At 39.2% G+C, this 14,440-nt stretch carries 15 protein-coding genes and 1 other RNA gene; 6 read left to right on the forward strand and 10 right to left on the reverse strand.

The window, feature by feature from the left end:
• The first annotated feature begins 391 nt into the window (after nucleotides 1–391).
• Nucleotides 392–748: a helix-turn-helix domain-containing protein gene (locus tag ACFINF_RS07070; protein WP_375620264.1), complete on the forward strand. Its 357-nt coding sequence runs from the start codon at nucleotides 392–394 to the stop codon at nucleotides 746–748.
• Between the two features lie 341 nt (nucleotides 749–1,089).
• On the opposite strand, the gene ACFINF_RS07075 is transcribed toward ACFINF_RS07070, so the two are convergent.
• The 5 genes from ACFINF_RS07075 to ykgO all read right to left on the reverse strand — a co-directional run bounded on the left by ACFINF_RS07075 (nucleotide 1,090) and on the right by ykgO (nucleotide 4,874).
• The gene (locus ACFINF_RS07075; RefSeq protein WP_375620265.1) at nucleotides 1,090–1,911 is read right to left on the reverse strand and encodes a TIGR00282 family metallophosphoesterase; all 822 of its coding nucleotides are present in this window, start codon (nucleotides 1,909–1,911) and stop codon (nucleotides 1,090–1,092) included.
• An 18-nt stretch (nucleotides 1,912–1,929) separates the two neighbouring features.
• A complete protein-coding gene (locus ACFINF_RS07080) occupies nucleotides 1,930–2,535 on the reverse strand; it encodes a 5-formyltetrahydrofolate cyclo-ligase (RefSeq protein ID WP_375620274.1) in 606 nt (201 codons plus the stop codon).
• Between the two features lie 325 nt (nucleotides 2,536–2,860).
• Nucleotides 2,861–3,021, reverse strand: a non-coding RNA gene (gene ssrS, locus ACFINF_RS07085) — 6S RNA.
• An 800-nt stretch (nucleotides 3,022–3,821) separates the two neighbouring features.
• Entirely contained in the window at nucleotides 3,822–4,607 is a 786-nt protein-coding gene (locus tag ACFINF_RS07090; protein ID WP_375620266.1) for a tetratricopeptide repeat protein, read from the reverse strand.
• A gap of 141 nt (nucleotides 4,608–4,748) precedes the next feature.
• Complete coding sequence (gene ykgO, locus ACFINF_RS07095; RefSeq protein ID WP_013545486.1) at nucleotides 4,749–4,874, reverse strand: type B 50S ribosomal protein L36; 126 nt, start codon at nucleotides 4,872–4,874, stop codon at nucleotides 4,749–4,751.
• 2,617 nt (nucleotides 4,875–7,491) lie between these two features.
• On the opposite strand from ykgO, the gene ACFINF_RS07100 reads away from it, so the two are divergent.
• Nucleotides 7,492–7,665, forward strand: coding sequence for a hypothetical protein (locus ACFINF_RS07100; protein ID WP_375620267.1), 174 nt, complete (start codon nucleotides 7,492–7,494; stop codon nucleotides 7,663–7,665).
• Between the two features lie 255 nt (nucleotides 7,666–7,920).
• Here the strand turns inward: ACFINF_RS07100 and ACFINF_RS07105 are convergent, their stop codons facing one another.
• Together ACFINF_RS07105 and purE are read right to left on the reverse strand one after the other, a co-directional pair.
• Nucleotides 7,921–9,072 carry a 5-(carboxyamino)imidazole ribonucleotide synthase gene (locus ACFINF_RS07105; RefSeq protein ID WP_375620268.1) on the reverse strand — a complete coding sequence of 384 codons (1,152 nt, stop codon included), beginning with the start codon at nucleotides 9,070–9,072 and terminating at the stop codon, nucleotides 7,921–7,923.
• Between the two features lies 1 nt (nucleotide 9,073).
• Nucleotides 9,074–9,571 carry a 5-(carboxyamino)imidazole ribonucleotide mutase gene (gene purE / locus ACFINF_RS07110; protein WP_015856858.1) on the reverse strand — a complete coding sequence of 166 codons (498 nt, stop codon included), beginning with the start codon at nucleotides 9,569–9,571 and terminating at the stop codon, nucleotides 9,074–9,076.
• An 803-nt stretch (nucleotides 9,572–10,374) separates the two neighbouring features.
• Between purE and ACFINF_RS07115 the strand changes: the two genes are divergently transcribed.
• From ACFINF_RS07115 to ACFINF_RS07125, 3 genes are all read left to right on the forward strand, one after another.
• Nucleotides 10,375–10,527, forward strand: a complete 153-nt coding sequence (locus ACFINF_RS07115) for a DUF5993 family protein (RefSeq protein ID WP_015856857.1) — start codon at nucleotides 10,375–10,377, stop codon at nucleotides 10,525–10,527.
• Between the two features lie 10 nt (nucleotides 10,528–10,537).
• The gene (locus tag ACFINF_RS07120; protein WP_375620269.1) at nucleotides 10,538–11,119 is read left to right on the forward strand and encodes a disulfide bond formation protein B; all 582 of its coding nucleotides are present in this window, start codon (nucleotides 10,538–10,540) and stop codon (nucleotides 11,117–11,119) included.
• A gap of 681 nt (nucleotides 11,120–11,800) precedes the next feature.
• Nucleotides 11,801–11,944 (forward strand): hypothetical protein, encoded by a 144-nt coding sequence (locus ACFINF_RS07125; RefSeq protein ID WP_375620270.1) that lies wholly within the window; start codon nucleotides 11,801–11,803, stop codon nucleotides 11,942–11,944.
• Between the two features lie 35 nt (nucleotides 11,945–11,979).
• Here the strand turns inward: ACFINF_RS07125 and ACFINF_RS07130 are convergent, their stop codons facing one another.
• Nucleotides 11,980–12,162 (reverse strand): hypothetical protein, encoded by a 183-nt coding sequence (locus ACFINF_RS07130; protein WP_375620271.1) that lies wholly within the window; start codon nucleotides 12,160–12,162, stop codon nucleotides 11,980–11,982.
• 309 nt (nucleotides 12,163–12,471) lie between these two features.
• Between ACFINF_RS07130 and ACFINF_RS07135 the strand changes: the two genes are divergently transcribed.
• A complete protein-coding gene (locus ACFINF_RS07135; protein ID WP_375620272.1) occupies nucleotides 12,472–12,636 on the forward strand; it encodes a hypothetical protein in 165 nt (54 codons plus the stop codon).
• A gap of 283 nt (nucleotides 12,637–12,919) precedes the next feature.
• Here ACFINF_RS07135 and ACFINF_RS07140 read toward each other — a convergent pair whose 3' ends face one another.
• Together ACFINF_RS07140 and ACFINF_RS07145 are read right to left on the reverse strand one after the other, a co-directional pair.
• On the reverse strand, nucleotides 12,920–13,291 hold the full coding sequence (locus tag ACFINF_RS07140; protein ID WP_375620275.1) for a helix-turn-helix domain-containing protein: 372 nt from the start codon (nucleotides 13,289–13,291) through the stop codon (nucleotides 12,920–12,922).
• Between the two features lie 379 nt (nucleotides 13,292–13,670).
• Nucleotides 13,671–14,042, reverse strand: a complete 372-nt coding sequence (locus ACFINF_RS07145) for a helix-turn-helix domain-containing protein (protein ID WP_375620273.1) — start codon at nucleotides 14,040–14,042, stop codon at nucleotides 13,671–13,673.
• Nucleotides 14,043–14,440: the final 398 nt, after the last annotated feature.

Genomic DNA, 14,440 nt, shown 5'->3' on the forward strand with positions numbered 1-14,440 from the left:
TTGTTCATCTTCTCAATAAATGCAGGTCTTATCTCATGGTTTTGAAGCTTTTACGTTTTGGAGCTTTTACGAGCGGGCATAAAAGTTTGAGAGGCGGGGGTGGAGCTCATAAAATAAAGACTGTTTTTTAATTTTATTGCTAATTTCCTGAAATTATTTTATGAACCAACACCAGGGTTTTCGTTGTACAGTGTGGTTGAATGGTGGAACCCAAAGCCTGAAAATCCAAGCTGAGACATTAGCCTGCTTTATAAGTATCCCGGGATTCCGGGAGTTTTTGCCATGTCCAGGTGCGCTCTAACACTAAAAGCAAAAAAGCTGGCTGAACTCAGTACTTTCAGACTCCCGGAATACGCATAAGAGGCGCTCGCAACCGGTAGGGGAGCTTGAAGTGAAAGCTAAAAATCCACACTTTAACGACATTTCGATAGGCAGAAAAATTCGCTTTAAAAGAACAATGCTGGGAATGTCACAAAAGAAATTAGGCAGCCAGTTAGGTGTGACTTTTCAACAAATCCAAAAATATGAAAAAGGCTCTAATCGTATAGGGGCGGGGCGTTTACAAGAAATTGCTGATATTCTCAATGTTCCCATTTCCTTTTTTTACGCTGATCTCTCAACAAAAGAAAACGTCTTGTATCCCTGTGATGAAAGGATCTCAAGCAAAGAAGAGCACATCCTTTTGAAAAGTTTTAGAGAACTCAAATCTAAGAAACAGAAGGCAATTTTAAGATTAATTTTTCGTTAGATTTAAAAAAAAATTAAAGATTCTCTTGCTAAATAATAAATTATTATATAGACCTTTCTTTAGAGAAGGGGGTTAGCATTTCTCCCTCCCCCCCCCGCAGAAATGTCCCAATAGAACCGCCTTCTCATCATTTTGAAAATCATGAAAATTTGGACCTTTCCTCTTTTTAAAGAGTGACTTATTTGTGTTAGGAAAATTGGATGGCGCGGGTTTTTAGGGATTTGGAAAAGGCTTGAAAAGTCGTCTTGCCAAAAAGAGTTCTCAACAGGAAACATTGGAGAACAATCATCCAAAGGGCGCACAGTGGAGAGCGATCATCAAAGGGGGTGGCTTAAAAGAAGCTACCAAAAATCTGGAACTTCAGGCTTTAAATGAGGACCAATCCGTACCGCCGAGACCTTTTCTGCTAAACCTGTGCGATCTGAAATCTCAACTGCTAAACCACAAAGGGTGGCGGGACCACACGCTGGTTCAAAACGACTTTGCTTCGTCTTATAAAGAAAGCGGTGTAGGGGTTCTTCTTTATCCATTCCAAGAGATGAGTTGTAATCTCCACACATGCCTGCATCCGTTAAATAGGCGCTTCCACCTTCTAAGATTTGCGCGTCAGCCGTGGGAATATGCGTATGTGTGCCAACGATAACACTCACACGACCATCAAGAAAATGGCCAAAACATTGCTTCTCGCTTGTCGTTTCTGCGTGAAAGTCAAAAATAACTGTATCGGCTTGCTCCATCAACGAACAGGCTAAAAGAATATTTTCCGCTGTTTCAAATGGATCTTCTACTTTGCACGGCATAAAAACGCTGCCCAACAGATTGGCGACAAGAACACGGGCTCCATTTTTTGCTGTAAAAATACCAGCACCTCTTCCAGGAGTTTCTTTCGAAAAATTGGCAGGGCGTAAAAAACGATCGCTCTCATGGGCATACTGCAACGTTTCTTTATGAGAAAAAGCATGATTGCCTGTGGTGACAACATCAACACCGATCATCAAAAGATCTTGATATGTTTCTTGTGTGAGACCAAAACCACCAGAGGCATTCTCACCATTTACCACAACAAAATCAAGCCGCCATTTCTCAATTAGTTGAGGAAGGTGTTCAAAAACAGCTTTACAGCCTGTGTTACCAACAATGTCACCTAAAAATAAAAAACGCATAGGCGCTTTAATCACATTTTAACATTTTAAGAAACCTTTTTCTGTAAAAATCCCCTGTACCTGTAGATCATGTTCTGCTGCGGGAATAGAGGAAACCTCTTGACATGAAAATCCCATGCCCCATAATGTCATTTGATGTCCTTGTTTTTCAAGAGCTTCAACCGCACGGTCATAATATCCTCCTCCATAGCCAAGACGGTGACATTGACGATCAAACGCAGAAAGCGGAACAATAATATTGTTGGGGACAACAACGCTATTGTCTGCACCTGGACCAAAGGTGCCAAAGCGCATGGGCTCTAAAATCGTGTTAGGCGAAAATGCACGGAAAATCATGGTGGTGGAATCAAGCACTGCTGGTAAGGCTAAATGCCCACCGCGTAACGCTACAGCATCCAGTAAAGGACGCGGGTCAATTTCCGATTTAATGGGCCAATAGCCTGCTAAAATGAGGCGTGAAAAATCTGTTCCCTTTTTTTCAAGGTATTCAATAAAGTGGAAACAAGCACGCTGCGAAAAGAGTGTGCGCTCTTCTATTAAAAGAGCATCACGACGCGATAAACCGCTTTTGCGTTGCTGTGTGCGAAGGGATGAAGCAGATTCACAGAGGGGATTTTGTGTCATTGTCTCGTCAATTGTTTTATAAGATGCTGGTATTTTATCTATTGTTGGCGTTTTGTAAATCTTTGTTAGGACAAGAGCTGTGCTCATGAAAAAATGTGCGCTCTTATGTTAGAGGGGCATCTTGATGCGATAAACCGCTTTTGCGTTGCTTGCGTGCTAAGGGAGGAAGCAGATTCACAGAGGGGATTATTTTTGTAAGCGCTGTCTGTTTCATAAAATAAAGCCCCTCGTAATTTTTATTTTTTGAAAAGAGAGTATCGTCATTGGTCTTATGTAAAAGGGCGCTCTCAATTTTTATATGGAAAAATTTTATTGATGTAAAAAAGGGTGATCCACAACAGCCGATGGAAAAAGCTGATCCCGGGAACCTATACAAATAGGTGGGCGCCATATGAAAAAGCCCACGGGCTTGATCAGGGACAGCTCCCTTGGAGATCATTAAGGTCTCAGGAATACGTTATTTCCTGTCGAGAAGCGCAGAACACCCTCCTTAATATAAAACAATTTCAGATCTTCTGCTAGAGATAAAATAACCTCAGTCTCTTATTTTTCATAAAGTTTTTTCAAGATGGTTTTACAATCTTGCTGGTGGCTGCTAGAAATGGCTGTATGATATATAGAACGCTTTATTCAAAGTAAAAAAAGCAAAAAATATGAGTGGGGGGTGTGTGATTGAGTGACGCAGAACAGTTTATTGGCAATAGCTTGATTTTTATGTTTTGCGGGAATGTTTGGAGGAGGGGTGAAGGGGATGTTTTTTATTCAAAAATGTTTGTTTAACTGACGTTGCGTCTTTGAAGTTTTTGTCTCATGGGGAATATTTCAGTGCTATTTTGTCAACTTTGAGGGGTAGAGGAGAGCTGATACGGTATGTGCTGCTATGGTTGAAGCTCATAAAAATAAAAACAGACGATGATAGTTTATCAGAGGTGCTAAGCGATGTTTGAAGCTTTTTTCAAAAAAAATATTTTTTGAGGATCCTATTTACAAATTTTTTTATCCATGATGGAGGGATGTAAAAAAAGACGCGGTGTGAAGAGGACGCAGGCGTGAAGCGTTTGCTTGCTATGAGAAGAAATTCTGTAGGGGGGTATATTGAAAGTGTTTGGAAGCTTCCTTTAATACAAAACAGGTCAAAATTCAAAAAAGACATTGTCAATTGCGTGGGGGCGTTTGATGATGTGGTGATAAGCAGGGGGCTTTTAGTTTATTGAGTGGAATGTGAAGCCGGCTTGCGTCTTATCCAAGTTTGAAGGGATGCGTAAAGCTCTTGTTTTTGAATGGTTTCAAAGAGTTTGCGGTGATTGTTCGTCTAACAGAGCTTGCACGCGCTTTTGAATTCTCCGCATTTGTGGATAATACTTTAATGCTGTTTCATAAGCTTTAAGAGCAAGTTTTGGACGCTCTGTTGCTTCCATGGTAACGCCAAGTTCAAAAAAAGCTATATAGTTGCGCGGCTCAAGTTTAAGAGCATGGTTGAGATCAAGCATGGCAAGCTTGAAATCGTTTAGTTGAATGTGAATCCAAGCACGTCTTATCCAAGCTTCAGCGTGAGTAGGTAAAAGTGCAAGAGCATTATCAATATAATCAAGTGCAAGTCCATAATCGTCGCTACTGATCGCATTTTCAGCCCATGACATTAAAAGATCAATTGTCTCACTCCCCGATTGGGACCATAAATGTTGAAGTTGTTGACTGATCTTTTTCGCCTGAGAAACATCAGCACAATATTTCAACTCTTTCAGTAAACGTAAAATTTCGGCTTCTTTGCGTTGCTTAACTCTGTCAACATGGGAAAGCTGCTCTTTGTCAAAATCTTCAAGAGTAATCGCAGACAAATCAGAATCGGAGGGTGTTGAGGAAGGGGCAGGAGAATTGGGAATAAGATCATCTAACGGTAAAAGCGATTGTGGAGAAGGACGATCTTCAGGAAGCGAAGGAGGATTTTGCCCATAGCTCGAGGGAACAAAACAAAAAGTGCCAACAAAAAAAAGAAAAAAAATACGCTGGAAAATACAGAAAAAACGCAGCTGAAAAAATCGAAAAGCTTTTAGAAAAATAGAAGAATCCATAAAAACAAGCCCCCAAAAGATAAATCACCAAATATTATCAAACAATGGACTCGTAACCAACGGACTTATAACCAAAAAAACTTTAAGAAAAAATTTTTAAGCCTACAAAGAGTAGGCATAAAAACATTAACCCTAAAAGAATTAGCCCTGACGCGCTCTAAAACGTGGGTTCGTTTTATTAAGAATATAAATACGACCCTTACGACGCACCAAACGATTGTTACGGTGGCGCTCCTTTAGTGCTTTAAGCGAATTTTTAATTTTCATCATATTCACCGTTAAACAGTTTACGTAATACAACTATAATACAACATTAAAACACGAAAATACAACACCACAACCCCAATACACTGCTCACTCTAGGAACATTGCATCGCGATATCGTACTTGCATCATAACATCACACGACACACTTTTTCACTGTGATCACAAAAAGAAAAACGCACTCTAAAGGTACGCATTAACACACTTCATTAGCACAACGAATAAGTAAAAATTGCAAAAAAAGTAAGAGAGATCTAACAAGAAGTCTTATTCTTGTCAAGGGTGTATTATACATTTCCTATGGTGGGTTAATGGTTGCCTTGAAGGTAAAAATATTCTCGCAAAAAAGAAGGATAAAAAGTGGAAATAAGTAAAAGCTTCTCATTTGTGAGAAAAGAATCTTGTTTTTCCGTAAAATATCATCGTTTAGGCGGTGTATAAGGCTTATGTAAAATTTATACCATGAGGTGTTTTTTGTTAGTGTGTGATGATATTCTTAAAGTTTGCTCTTAAAACCTAGAAAATAAATTGCATAATGAAGACAAATGGGATGAATTGATAAGGATCAAATTCTATTATTCATAGTAAACATAGCAAACTTAAAAGTTTCGCATAGTATTATGGTTTTCTCATTGCAAATCTGTGTATCTTTAACCATAGCAATTGCTGCTTGCATATCACAAGCGGGATTGGTGTATGGGTAAAGACACTTGAAGAGTAAGGAATAAAATGGTCTTTTATAAATGCTTTCAAATGCTAAGAGAGTGTTGCAACATTGGGGACTGGCAAAACGGTGTGATGAGGCTGGCGTTTACGCTTCATGAGCTTGAAGAGGGTGGTGCACTATGTATGAATGTTTAAGCTATTACCGAGAGCTTTTATACTCTATGATGAGGGGCTGTTGTGAAGTGGTGGCAATGTGCATTGGCCAAGTGTTTCTTTAAAGTAAGTGTTTCTCTAAAATAAGTGTTTCTCTAAAATAAGCGCGTGTTAAAATAAGTGCGTAAATTGGCAACACAAGTGTCTTCTGTTTGAGGCTTTTTATTTTACGTGAGGGTTGAGAGGATGTTTGGGAATGGATAAGCTTAGTGCTGTAATCACATCCTGTAATTATATCTTTTACGTGGAGATCAGGAACGGAGCGGCGCGCTTGGAACTTTTAATGAGGGATTAAATTTGTGCTATTAGAGTGAAAGATTCTGCATAAATTTCTCTTTGAAGTCAATAGCTTATGATTTTTTGCAACCCAATGATTTCTATGTGGAGTGGATTGCTGGATATTGTCAAGCGGATGGGGAATTCAAATCATCCGGTGAGAGAGCCAGTATACTGAGAATAGACTTTGGCTCTTGAATGTGGATGGTTTAAATTCCTTTTAATATCCATGCTGTAGAAAAAATTTGACCTTCCCAAGGGTGGTTTTCTCAAGGGTGGTCTATGAGGATGTTTATTGAAAGAGTGAAAGGTTTACATTGTCTGGCGATAGACGTAATAAAAGTATGTCATAGTACCAATTTATATACATATTGCTAATGCCAAAGAGAGCTGACATAATGATCATTGGTATCCTGATCGATAGGGGCAGAGACTCTCTTCCTCCCGCGAGGTATGTTAGACAAAGAATTCCTGTCATTAATAAAAAGCCTATCGCTAGGATTTTCGTTACGAGAACAATGGGTTTCCGAAAGGTTAAAAGAAAGAGGAACAACATGTGTCTAAATGGACCCCCTTTACGTTTTTTGGGAGGAACAGACTGTGCCTCATTTAAAGTTGCTTCGTTATTTTTAGAAATGAAGTATTTTTTTGCTAAATAAGCGTTTTAAAGGCAATAATAGTATTAAAATGATAGTATTTAAAAGTATATTTTAGTTATTATCAGGATAATAAAATAAACATTTATACTTAGTCAATTAAGGGTGCTGTTAGGTGCTCTTGAAAGAAGCTTGCAGCGCGAAAAAATTTGGAACTTCATGAAGTGCGGGTCTGAAGGTCTTGACAAATGTCATTGTGGAGCAGGATAGAGGGTTACAGAGAGCCTTTTGTGGGTGAGAGTATGTGTAAACAAAGTACGCTTACGATAAGGGAGTTTATAAAGAACTATGCGGGATGCAATAAAGATATGCCATAAAACCCATGAGCATTATACGGTGGTGATGCGCCTTATAATTTATTGTCTTAACAAGCTTAAAGAAAAGGTGGGAAAATCGATGCGCTGAAAAGAGGGGAAGCGTGAGAGAAGAAAAATTGATTTGTAAAGAAGAAATTTAAGCCGTTGGGGGACGTTGGGAAAACTTTTTCGAGAAAGATGTTGAGCGGATGAACAAAAGGAGAAAGTCCTCTATCCATTAAGGAAAAAAGAGAAAGAGAGAGGAAAGTTGCCATGCTGGGTGGCTATCTTCTGGCCGATATTGGGCTGCGTTTGCGAGAGTTGTTTGGGGAGAGTAATACGTTTTACTTCTCAGCGATTTTATGAGAAAACAAAACGACGCTTTTGTGAAAATGCTTTTGTGCAAAAATAAACATAAGAAGAGAGGCTAGAGACAATAAAAGCGCATCGTGGATTGGTATCTATGGGCGCAATAGATCAGTTTATTTCCTAAAGATTGGGATTAAAAGGAAAATGAAGGGGCTGCCTCTATCATGGGAGAATAATGATGCTGTAGAAGGAGGCGGTGAGGTGAAGTTGGTGGGCTGGTGGAGTGTTTTTAGTCGTGGAGGGATATTTTTGAGAAAAGGGGGGACAGAGTTTTGGGTGGGAGAAAGAGGGGTGAAGGGGTTGGCGAGCGCTTGTTGAGCCGCATGGGTAGTCAATCGGGGTGGGGTGAAGATTTGTTTTTGAGGGGGGATGAGATGTGAAGCAGTTTGTGGGCGAGAAGAGGTGATGTTTTTAAAAGAGCAGGGCTTGTAGGAGGGCGTGAAGCTCTGTCAGGGGCGCGCGCGTTAAAAGGTTAGGCGCGCCGCGCGTTTTGAGCCGCTGGATATCGGTGTGAGGGGAGAGGGTGTTTTTTCTGTCTTCACTTGGGTGCAAAAGCGTTTTTATATGTGGGCGTTAAGATTTGCTAGCTGGTCCCATTAATTGGATGACATGCCCCATTTTTCGGTGGGGGTGAACAGTGCTTTTACCATATAAATGGATCGAGGTGCGCTCTTGCGTGAGAAAATATTTTAACGTGCTTAAATTGTTCCCAAGAAGATTTGTCATTTGGCAATCGCTATGGCGGTATGTGCTGCCCAATGGAAGACCGCAAATAGCACGGATATGCTGTTCAAATTGTGAAGTTATGCATGCTTTTTGTGTCCAATGACCAGAATTATGTACACGCGGCGCTAGTTCATTCACTAAAAAACGACCATCCGTTAAAACAAAAAGTTCAATACAAAGAACACCAACATAATCGAGGGCATCCATTACTGTTAGGCTGATTTTTTGGGCTGCTTTTTGCACATCAAGTGGAATATGTGATGGAACAAAGGATTTATGAAGAATCCCATTTTTGTGTTGGTTTTCAGGGCAATCATAAAAAATATGTTCCCCTTGTTTTGTGCGAGCCGAGAGAACTGAAATTTCCGATAAAAAAGGAACTATTTCTTCCAAAATACAAGGCTGCTTCTGAAAAGTTCTTAAGGCTTCGTCAAGGGTTTGTTCATCGGGGCGATCAAGTTTGATCTGATTTTTTCCGTCATAACCAAAACGACGCGTCTTTAAAAGACCACGTCCGCCTAATGCATTGAGACCAGAAAGAAGAGAAGAAGAATTATCAACAGCATACCATGAGGCGGTGCCAATCCCTTGATCACGTAAAAATTGCTTCTCAAAAAGTCGATCTTGCGTGATCTCTAATGCTTTGGAAGAAGGATAAACAGGCTTACTCTTCTCTACATATTGAACCGTTTGAAGTGAAAGATTTTCAAATTCATAGCTGACAACATCACACTGAGAAATAAAATGATCTAAGGCTGATGTATCGTCATAGGAGGCAACAATATGGTTGTTTGCTGTTTGAGCGGCTGGGCAATCGGCCTCAGGGCAAAAAATAACTGTTCGAAATCCTAATTCTGCGGCCGCTATGGCGAGCATCCGTGCTAACTGTCCGCCGCCGATTAAACCAATGACGCTGCCTAGAGGTAACATGTTAGGTGAGGGGGTGGTGGATGAGAGGGTGGTGTTGGATGAGGGGGGCGTGTTGGAAAACGGTGCCATTTTAAACCTCCGTTACAGGCGTTTTGGCGACATTGGCTGTTTGTTGTTGACGCCAATCTTGTAATCGTTGGGCGAGATCATGATCATAAATGGCCATAACGGCTGCGGCTAAAAGTGCTGCATTAATTGCGCCTGCTTTGCCAATTGCTAATGTGCCGACGGGTATTCCTGCTGGCATTTGCACAATTGAAAGCAAAGAATCTTGACCAGAAAGAGAATGAGAATGTACTGGAACGCCAAAAACAGGAAGAGGAGTAAGGGCTGCTAGCATACCAGGAAGATGCGCTGCACCCCCTGCACCGGCGATTAAAACTTTAAACCCTGCGTCTTTTGCTTCTTTTGCAAATTGATAAAGGCGTTCAGGGGTTCGGTGTGCTGAGACAATATGCGAACTATGAGAAATACCAAGATTCGTCAAAATATCTGCACTATGGCACATCGTTTGCCAATCCGATTGGCTCCCCATTAAAATCGCGACATCACATGATTTTTTCATCATTCACCATCCTTTTCAAAGGTTCAATGCGATTCTTTATCATTATTTTTTTAAAGTTTTATATTCTCTTTGCAAAGCCAATTGATGACAGAGAAACAGTTATTTTTCAAATAAGATGGAAAGCTAAAAATTTAAAGGGGGATCTTGAGAGATGAAAAATTAAAGTATTGAAGGTCATGAAGCACTTCTTTTGAGGAGGAGGGATGAATGTTAAGGGGTGGGTGTGGGACCCATGTGGTTGTGGAGTTGTGGGATTGTCGTTTATTTAAGATAAGAGGAAAAAATACATCGGGGGAAAGCCATTGATTATCAGTTTTTTAAAAAAATGTCTCATTTTTATTTGCTAAAATAAACATGACCACCATATACTATAAAATCTGCTGCAATTTGAAAAATTGCTTATGAGAAAAAGAGATTTTTATGGCGAAGATGCGTTGCAAAGTGAGGATATTCTTTTGAGAAATAAAGAGATGTCGATCTCTTAATTTCAAAGGCTATTTATTTTGCTGTTCAAGTGATTCTTTTAATTGAGTGGGGGAATATGCGCTTTATAATCGTTGATATATCTTTAATAATAGCTGATATAAAGGGCAGCGAATAATCAACGCTTTTGTGCTTTTGTTGAGATGTGTTTCTGAGCGATTGTATGGTTCTTTGTTTTTTCACTTAAAATATAATGACAAGAAAAGTGAATGACGAATTGTGAATAATAAATCCATGGTCTCTTTTTTGCCTAATTTTGTAATAATGGTGGAAACTGAAATAAATTAAAAGTTCAACACCGGATGTAAAGGAGATTTAAAGCTATGTTTTTTCCATTTTTAATCGCTTTAGGTACTGCAATAACGACTATGTATGGCAAAAAAAATATAAGTTATGCTTTGTGGGCAATTTTATTCGTTGTCATTCTTCTCACTTTCAATCATCACGCAACTTCTACTTTAAATTTATCTTTTTGAGAGAATAGCCATGGAACAAGTTGAACAAAAAAATCCTCACTTCGTCATCTTTATGAATACGCTAGGACTCATTGGGTTATCCATTGTCTTGGTCGTGGCTTTTTATTATCAATTGGTAAAGTTTGAGTTACCTTGTCCCCTTTGTTTGCTACAGCGCGTTGGATTGATGCTGGCAGGTTGTGGGTTCTTGCTCAATATTCACCATAAGGTGAAAAATACTCATTATGGTATGGTTATTATCGGTTGTATGGTAACGAGTGCTGTTGCAGCACGGCAAGTGTTTTTGCATATAACACCTGATGATTTGGGGTATGGTTCAACGTTCTTTGGATTACATTTTTATACTTGGGCTTTCATTATTTCTGTCCTTTGTATCTTTGCTGTCTCATTTGTCATGATTTTAGGCGAATTGGCACACAAGTTCAAAGAATTTTCTCCTTTTCCATTTTTGAGTAAAACGGCAAGTTTTTTATTTGTGTTTTTGATTGCGGCAAATTTGATTTCTACTATACTGGAATGTGGTGGTGGACAATGTGCCGATGATCCTGTAAGGTATGAACTGTTATCAAATTGGTTCTCTTCTCAGTCTTGAAATTTTTAAATAATCCCTCATCATGGTTTTATTGTTAAAGAGGCGGAAATATTTAAAAGTCCGCTTCTTTTTTATTGATTGGGAAGACATTTCAGCAAGATTATTCGATAATCTGATCTTTTAGGCCAACGCTGGCTTTTATGAGTGCTTGCGATTGGTATTTTTTAGCGAAGACTTGCTCTGTGAACCTTTTATACGGTCTTTTGAGGGAGATGAAGGGATTGGTCGGAGGCGTTTATAGGGCAGCCCCAAATTGTTGAGCTGTGTGGGTTAAAAAACTCGTTTTTTAAAGGTGCATTAACGATAAAAACTTTTTGTTCTTGATTTTTCTTAACGTTGTGTTAAATAAGTTTTTGTATTCATTTTGATGCTTCTGAAGTATCTTTGCTACTTTTAGAGGGATTAATTTAAAATTTTGAAAATTATCTTAATAATTTTCTACAGGGGTTTGTTTATTAGAGGCAAACCTTTTTTTTATCTAATTTTTATATGTTTTCTTTCAGTGTGAAAAAATAAAGCGTTTAGATGACTCTCTTTTTTGTTAATATATGGATTTATTATGATAAATAATCACCTTCAACGTGAAGTATAACGCTGAATATAATAAGATTTTCTCATCACCAGTTCTCTCATATTGAATCAATTAAAATTACTTGCTTGCACATCATGAGCGGGTGGGCCATGTGGGTAAAAACTTTACAAGAAAGGCATGCCTTTAATGAATTGGCTCTTGAACTGAAGGCTGTCTGCAACATTGGGAGCTGGCAGAGTTTTTGTGATAGTGTCGGTGTGTTCCTCTATAAGCGTAAAGATAAGGAGGGCTGAATGGATTTTTTCCCTTCATGGGGGGTATCATGCCTTTATGGATGCGTTTGCGAAATGGGTGTGACGAGCGTTGAGAGATCTGTCTTTAAAACAAGCGTGTGAATATGCAACGCAAGTATATTGTTTTTGGTGCGTTTTGTTTTACGAAAAAATACTGACTTATAAGGATAAGTTATCGTTGCGGATGTTGAATGAGAAAAGCGAAAAGGTTTTCTCATTTCAAATTTTCTTATAGTCAGTCAATTAAATGTACTCTCGTACGTTACAAGAAAGCACTGGATGTAAATAAAAATTCTTTTAAAAGTCGTAAAATGCTTCTTATGACCCTTTTGATAACTAGAATTTGTTGAAAAATTTTATGCTGGCCAATGCAAATAATAGGGCGGTTTATATCTATGATTTAAGTGAAAATAGGGGGATTTAAATGAAAAGGGAGGCGAGATTTTAAGGACAGTTGTTGAAAATGTTATTGTGTAATGCGTTTTTTACAGATTTTCTGCTTTCTGTAATGACGTAAAAGCGTAAAAATGTATATCTGTAAAAGTGATGCGGAGGATTTGTGCTGTGTGTATGCTTTTGGCATGGCATGGAATGTGGTCAGAGAACTAGGGGGACGCATTTGTGAAGGGAGGGGAAGTTTGGATGAAGGGGCGGGTGCATTGACGAGAGAGAAGAAAGGGTGTGAGGGATGAAGAGTTTGTGAAGGGAGGGGAAGTTTGGATGAAGGGGCGGGTGCGTTGACGAGAGAGAAGAAAGGGTGTGAGGGAATAGAGGGAGAAAGTTGCTTTTTGAAGAGGGGTTGATCGGGTGTTTTCAGTGATCTTGCTTTAGGGTTGTGAAGGGGCAAGAATATTTTAGAATAGGACGTATCTGTCGCGTTTGATGAAACCTCATCCTTTGAGGGGTGGTGATCTGAAGTTTATACTTTAGGATGTTGGATATATTGGCAAATAATGTTAATTAGTGCTCTTTTGCTTAATCAGAAATCAGCCACAAGATTGCTTTTTGTTTTTTCGGCTGGAGCTCTCTAAAGTTTTTCAAAAGAGTGTGTTCTTTTTCGCTATAGGTTTCTTGATTGTGGTGTAAGAGAGTGCCTTTTGTTGAAAGATTTTCTTTTGTAGTAAGGTCTGCATAAAAAAAGCTTATGGGAACTTCCAGTTTTTGGGCGATTTCGAGTAAACACCCTGCGCTTACACGATTTAAGCCTTTTTCATATTTTTGGATTTGTTGGAAACTGACGCCTAAATAGCTGCCTAATGCTTTTTGGGAAAGTCCCATTGAAATGCGTTTATGACGAATTCTTTTGCCTATAGAAATATCAACAAAATTTGGATTTTTGGTTTGCACTTCAAGCCCCCCTCCGGTTGCGAGCGCCCTCGCATTGGTATTCCGGGAGTCTGAAAACACTGACTTGACTCAGCTTTTTGCTTTTAGTGCTAGAGCGCACCTGGACATAGCAAAATCTCCCGGAATTCCGGGATACCCGCAATGCGGGATAAATTCATGTGTCAAGTCTTCGGGTTTTCAGTTCCCTATTGGTCGTCGCGTATATGACCAAACTTACAGTATTCATTCATAAGGCAATTTCAGAAAATTGGCAAGAAAAATCAAAATCTTTCTATTCTATTATGCCGTAAAACACTGCTCTTTGAGAGGTGTGGTGTGCTGGTTTGAATTTGACTTAAGGGGTATATGAATGGAATAATGTTAATTGTTACTCTTTTGCTTAATCAGAAATCAGCCACAAGATTGCTTTTTGTTTTTTCGCTTTGAGCTCTCTAAAGTTTTTCAGAAGGGTGTGTTCTTTTTCGCTATAGGTTTCTTGATTGTGGTGTAAGAGAGTGCCTTTTGTTGAAAGATTTTCTTTTGTAGTAAGGTCTGCATAAAAAAAGCTTATGGGAACTTCCAGTTTTTGGGCGATTTCGAGTAAACACCCTGCGCTTACACGATTTAAGCCTTTTTCATATTTTTGGATTTGTTGGAAACTGACGCCTAAATAGCTGCCTAATGCTTTTTGGGAAAGTCCCATTGAAATGCGTTTATGACGAATTCTTTTGCCTATAGAAATATCAACAAAATTTGGATTTTTGGTTGGCACTTCAAGCCCCCCTCCGGTTGCGAGCGCCCTCGCATTGGTATTCCGGGAGTAACAAGTACTGAGTCCGAGTCAGCATTTTGCTTTTAGTGCTCATCGCACCTGGACATAGCAAAATCTCCCGGAATCCCGGGACACCCACAAAAGTGGGTTCAATTGTACGCTCGGACTTAGGGCTTGTCTTCCCTATTGATCGTTGCGTAGACGATCAAAATCACACTTTAAGTGATAAGGCAATTTCAGAAAATTGGCAAGAGAAATCAATTTGCCATAAAACGGCGTTATTTGGAGGGGTGTGGAGGGCTGGTTTGAATTTGACTTAAGGGGGTATATGAATGGAATAATGTTAATTGTTACTCTTTTGCTTAATCAGAAATCAGCCACAAGATTGCTTTTTGTTT

Source organism: Bartonella sp. TS25HLJMH (assembly GCF_042193505.1).
Classification (GTDB): domain Bacteria; phylum Pseudomonadota; class Alphaproteobacteria; order Rhizobiales; family Rhizobiaceae; genus Bartonella; species Bartonella grahamii.

Excerpts from the sequence above, each read along its gene's own strand:
- ACFINF_RS07115 (WP_015856857.1), top strand. The coding sequence starts at position 10,375 with ATGTTTTTTCCATTTTTAATCGCTTTAGGTACTGCAATAACGACTATG.
- ACFINF_RS07090 (WP_375620266.1), bottom strand. The coding sequence starts at position 4,607 with ATGGATTCTTCTATTTTTCTAAAAGCTTTTCGATTTTTTCAGCTGCGT.
- ACFINF_RS07100 (WP_375620267.1), top strand. The coding sequence starts at position 7,492 with ATGAAGGGGCTGCCTCTATCATGGGAGAATAATGATGCTGTAGAAGGA.
- ACFINF_RS07105 (WP_375620268.1), bottom strand. The coding sequence starts at position 9,072 with ATGGCACCGTTTTCCAACACGCCCCCCTCATCCAACACCACCCTCTCA.
- ACFINF_RS07125 (WP_375620270.1), top strand. The coding sequence starts at position 11,801 with ATGTGGGTAAAAACTTTACAAGAAAGGCATGCCTTTAATGAATTGGCT.
- ACFINF_RS07075 (WP_375620265.1), bottom strand. The coding sequence starts at position 1,911 with ATGCGTTTTTTATTTTTAGGTGACATTGTTGGTAACACAGGCTGTAAA.
- ykgO (WP_013545486.1), bottom strand. The coding sequence starts at position 4,874 with ATGAAAATTAAAAATTCGCTTAAAGCACTAAAGGAGCGCCACCGTAAC.
- ACFINF_RS07135 (WP_375620272.1), top strand. The coding sequence starts at position 12,472 with ATGTATATCTGTAAAAGTGATGCGGAGGATTTGTGCTGTGTGTATGCT.
- ACFINF_RS07120 (WP_375620269.1), top strand. The coding sequence starts at position 10,538 with ATGGAACAAGTTGAACAAAAAAATCCTCACTTCGTCATCTTTATGAAT.
- ACFINF_RS07080 (WP_375620274.1), bottom strand. The coding sequence starts at position 2,535 with ATGACACAAAATCCCCTCTGTGAATCTGCTTCATCCCTTCGCACACAG.
- purE (WP_015856858.1), bottom strand. The coding sequence starts at position 9,571 with ATGATGAAAAAATCATGTGATGTCGCGATTTTAATGGGGAGCCAATCG.
- ACFINF_RS07130 (WP_375620271.1), bottom strand. The coding sequence starts at position 12,162 with ATGAGAAAACCTTTTCGCTTTTCTCATTCAACATCCGCAACGATAACT.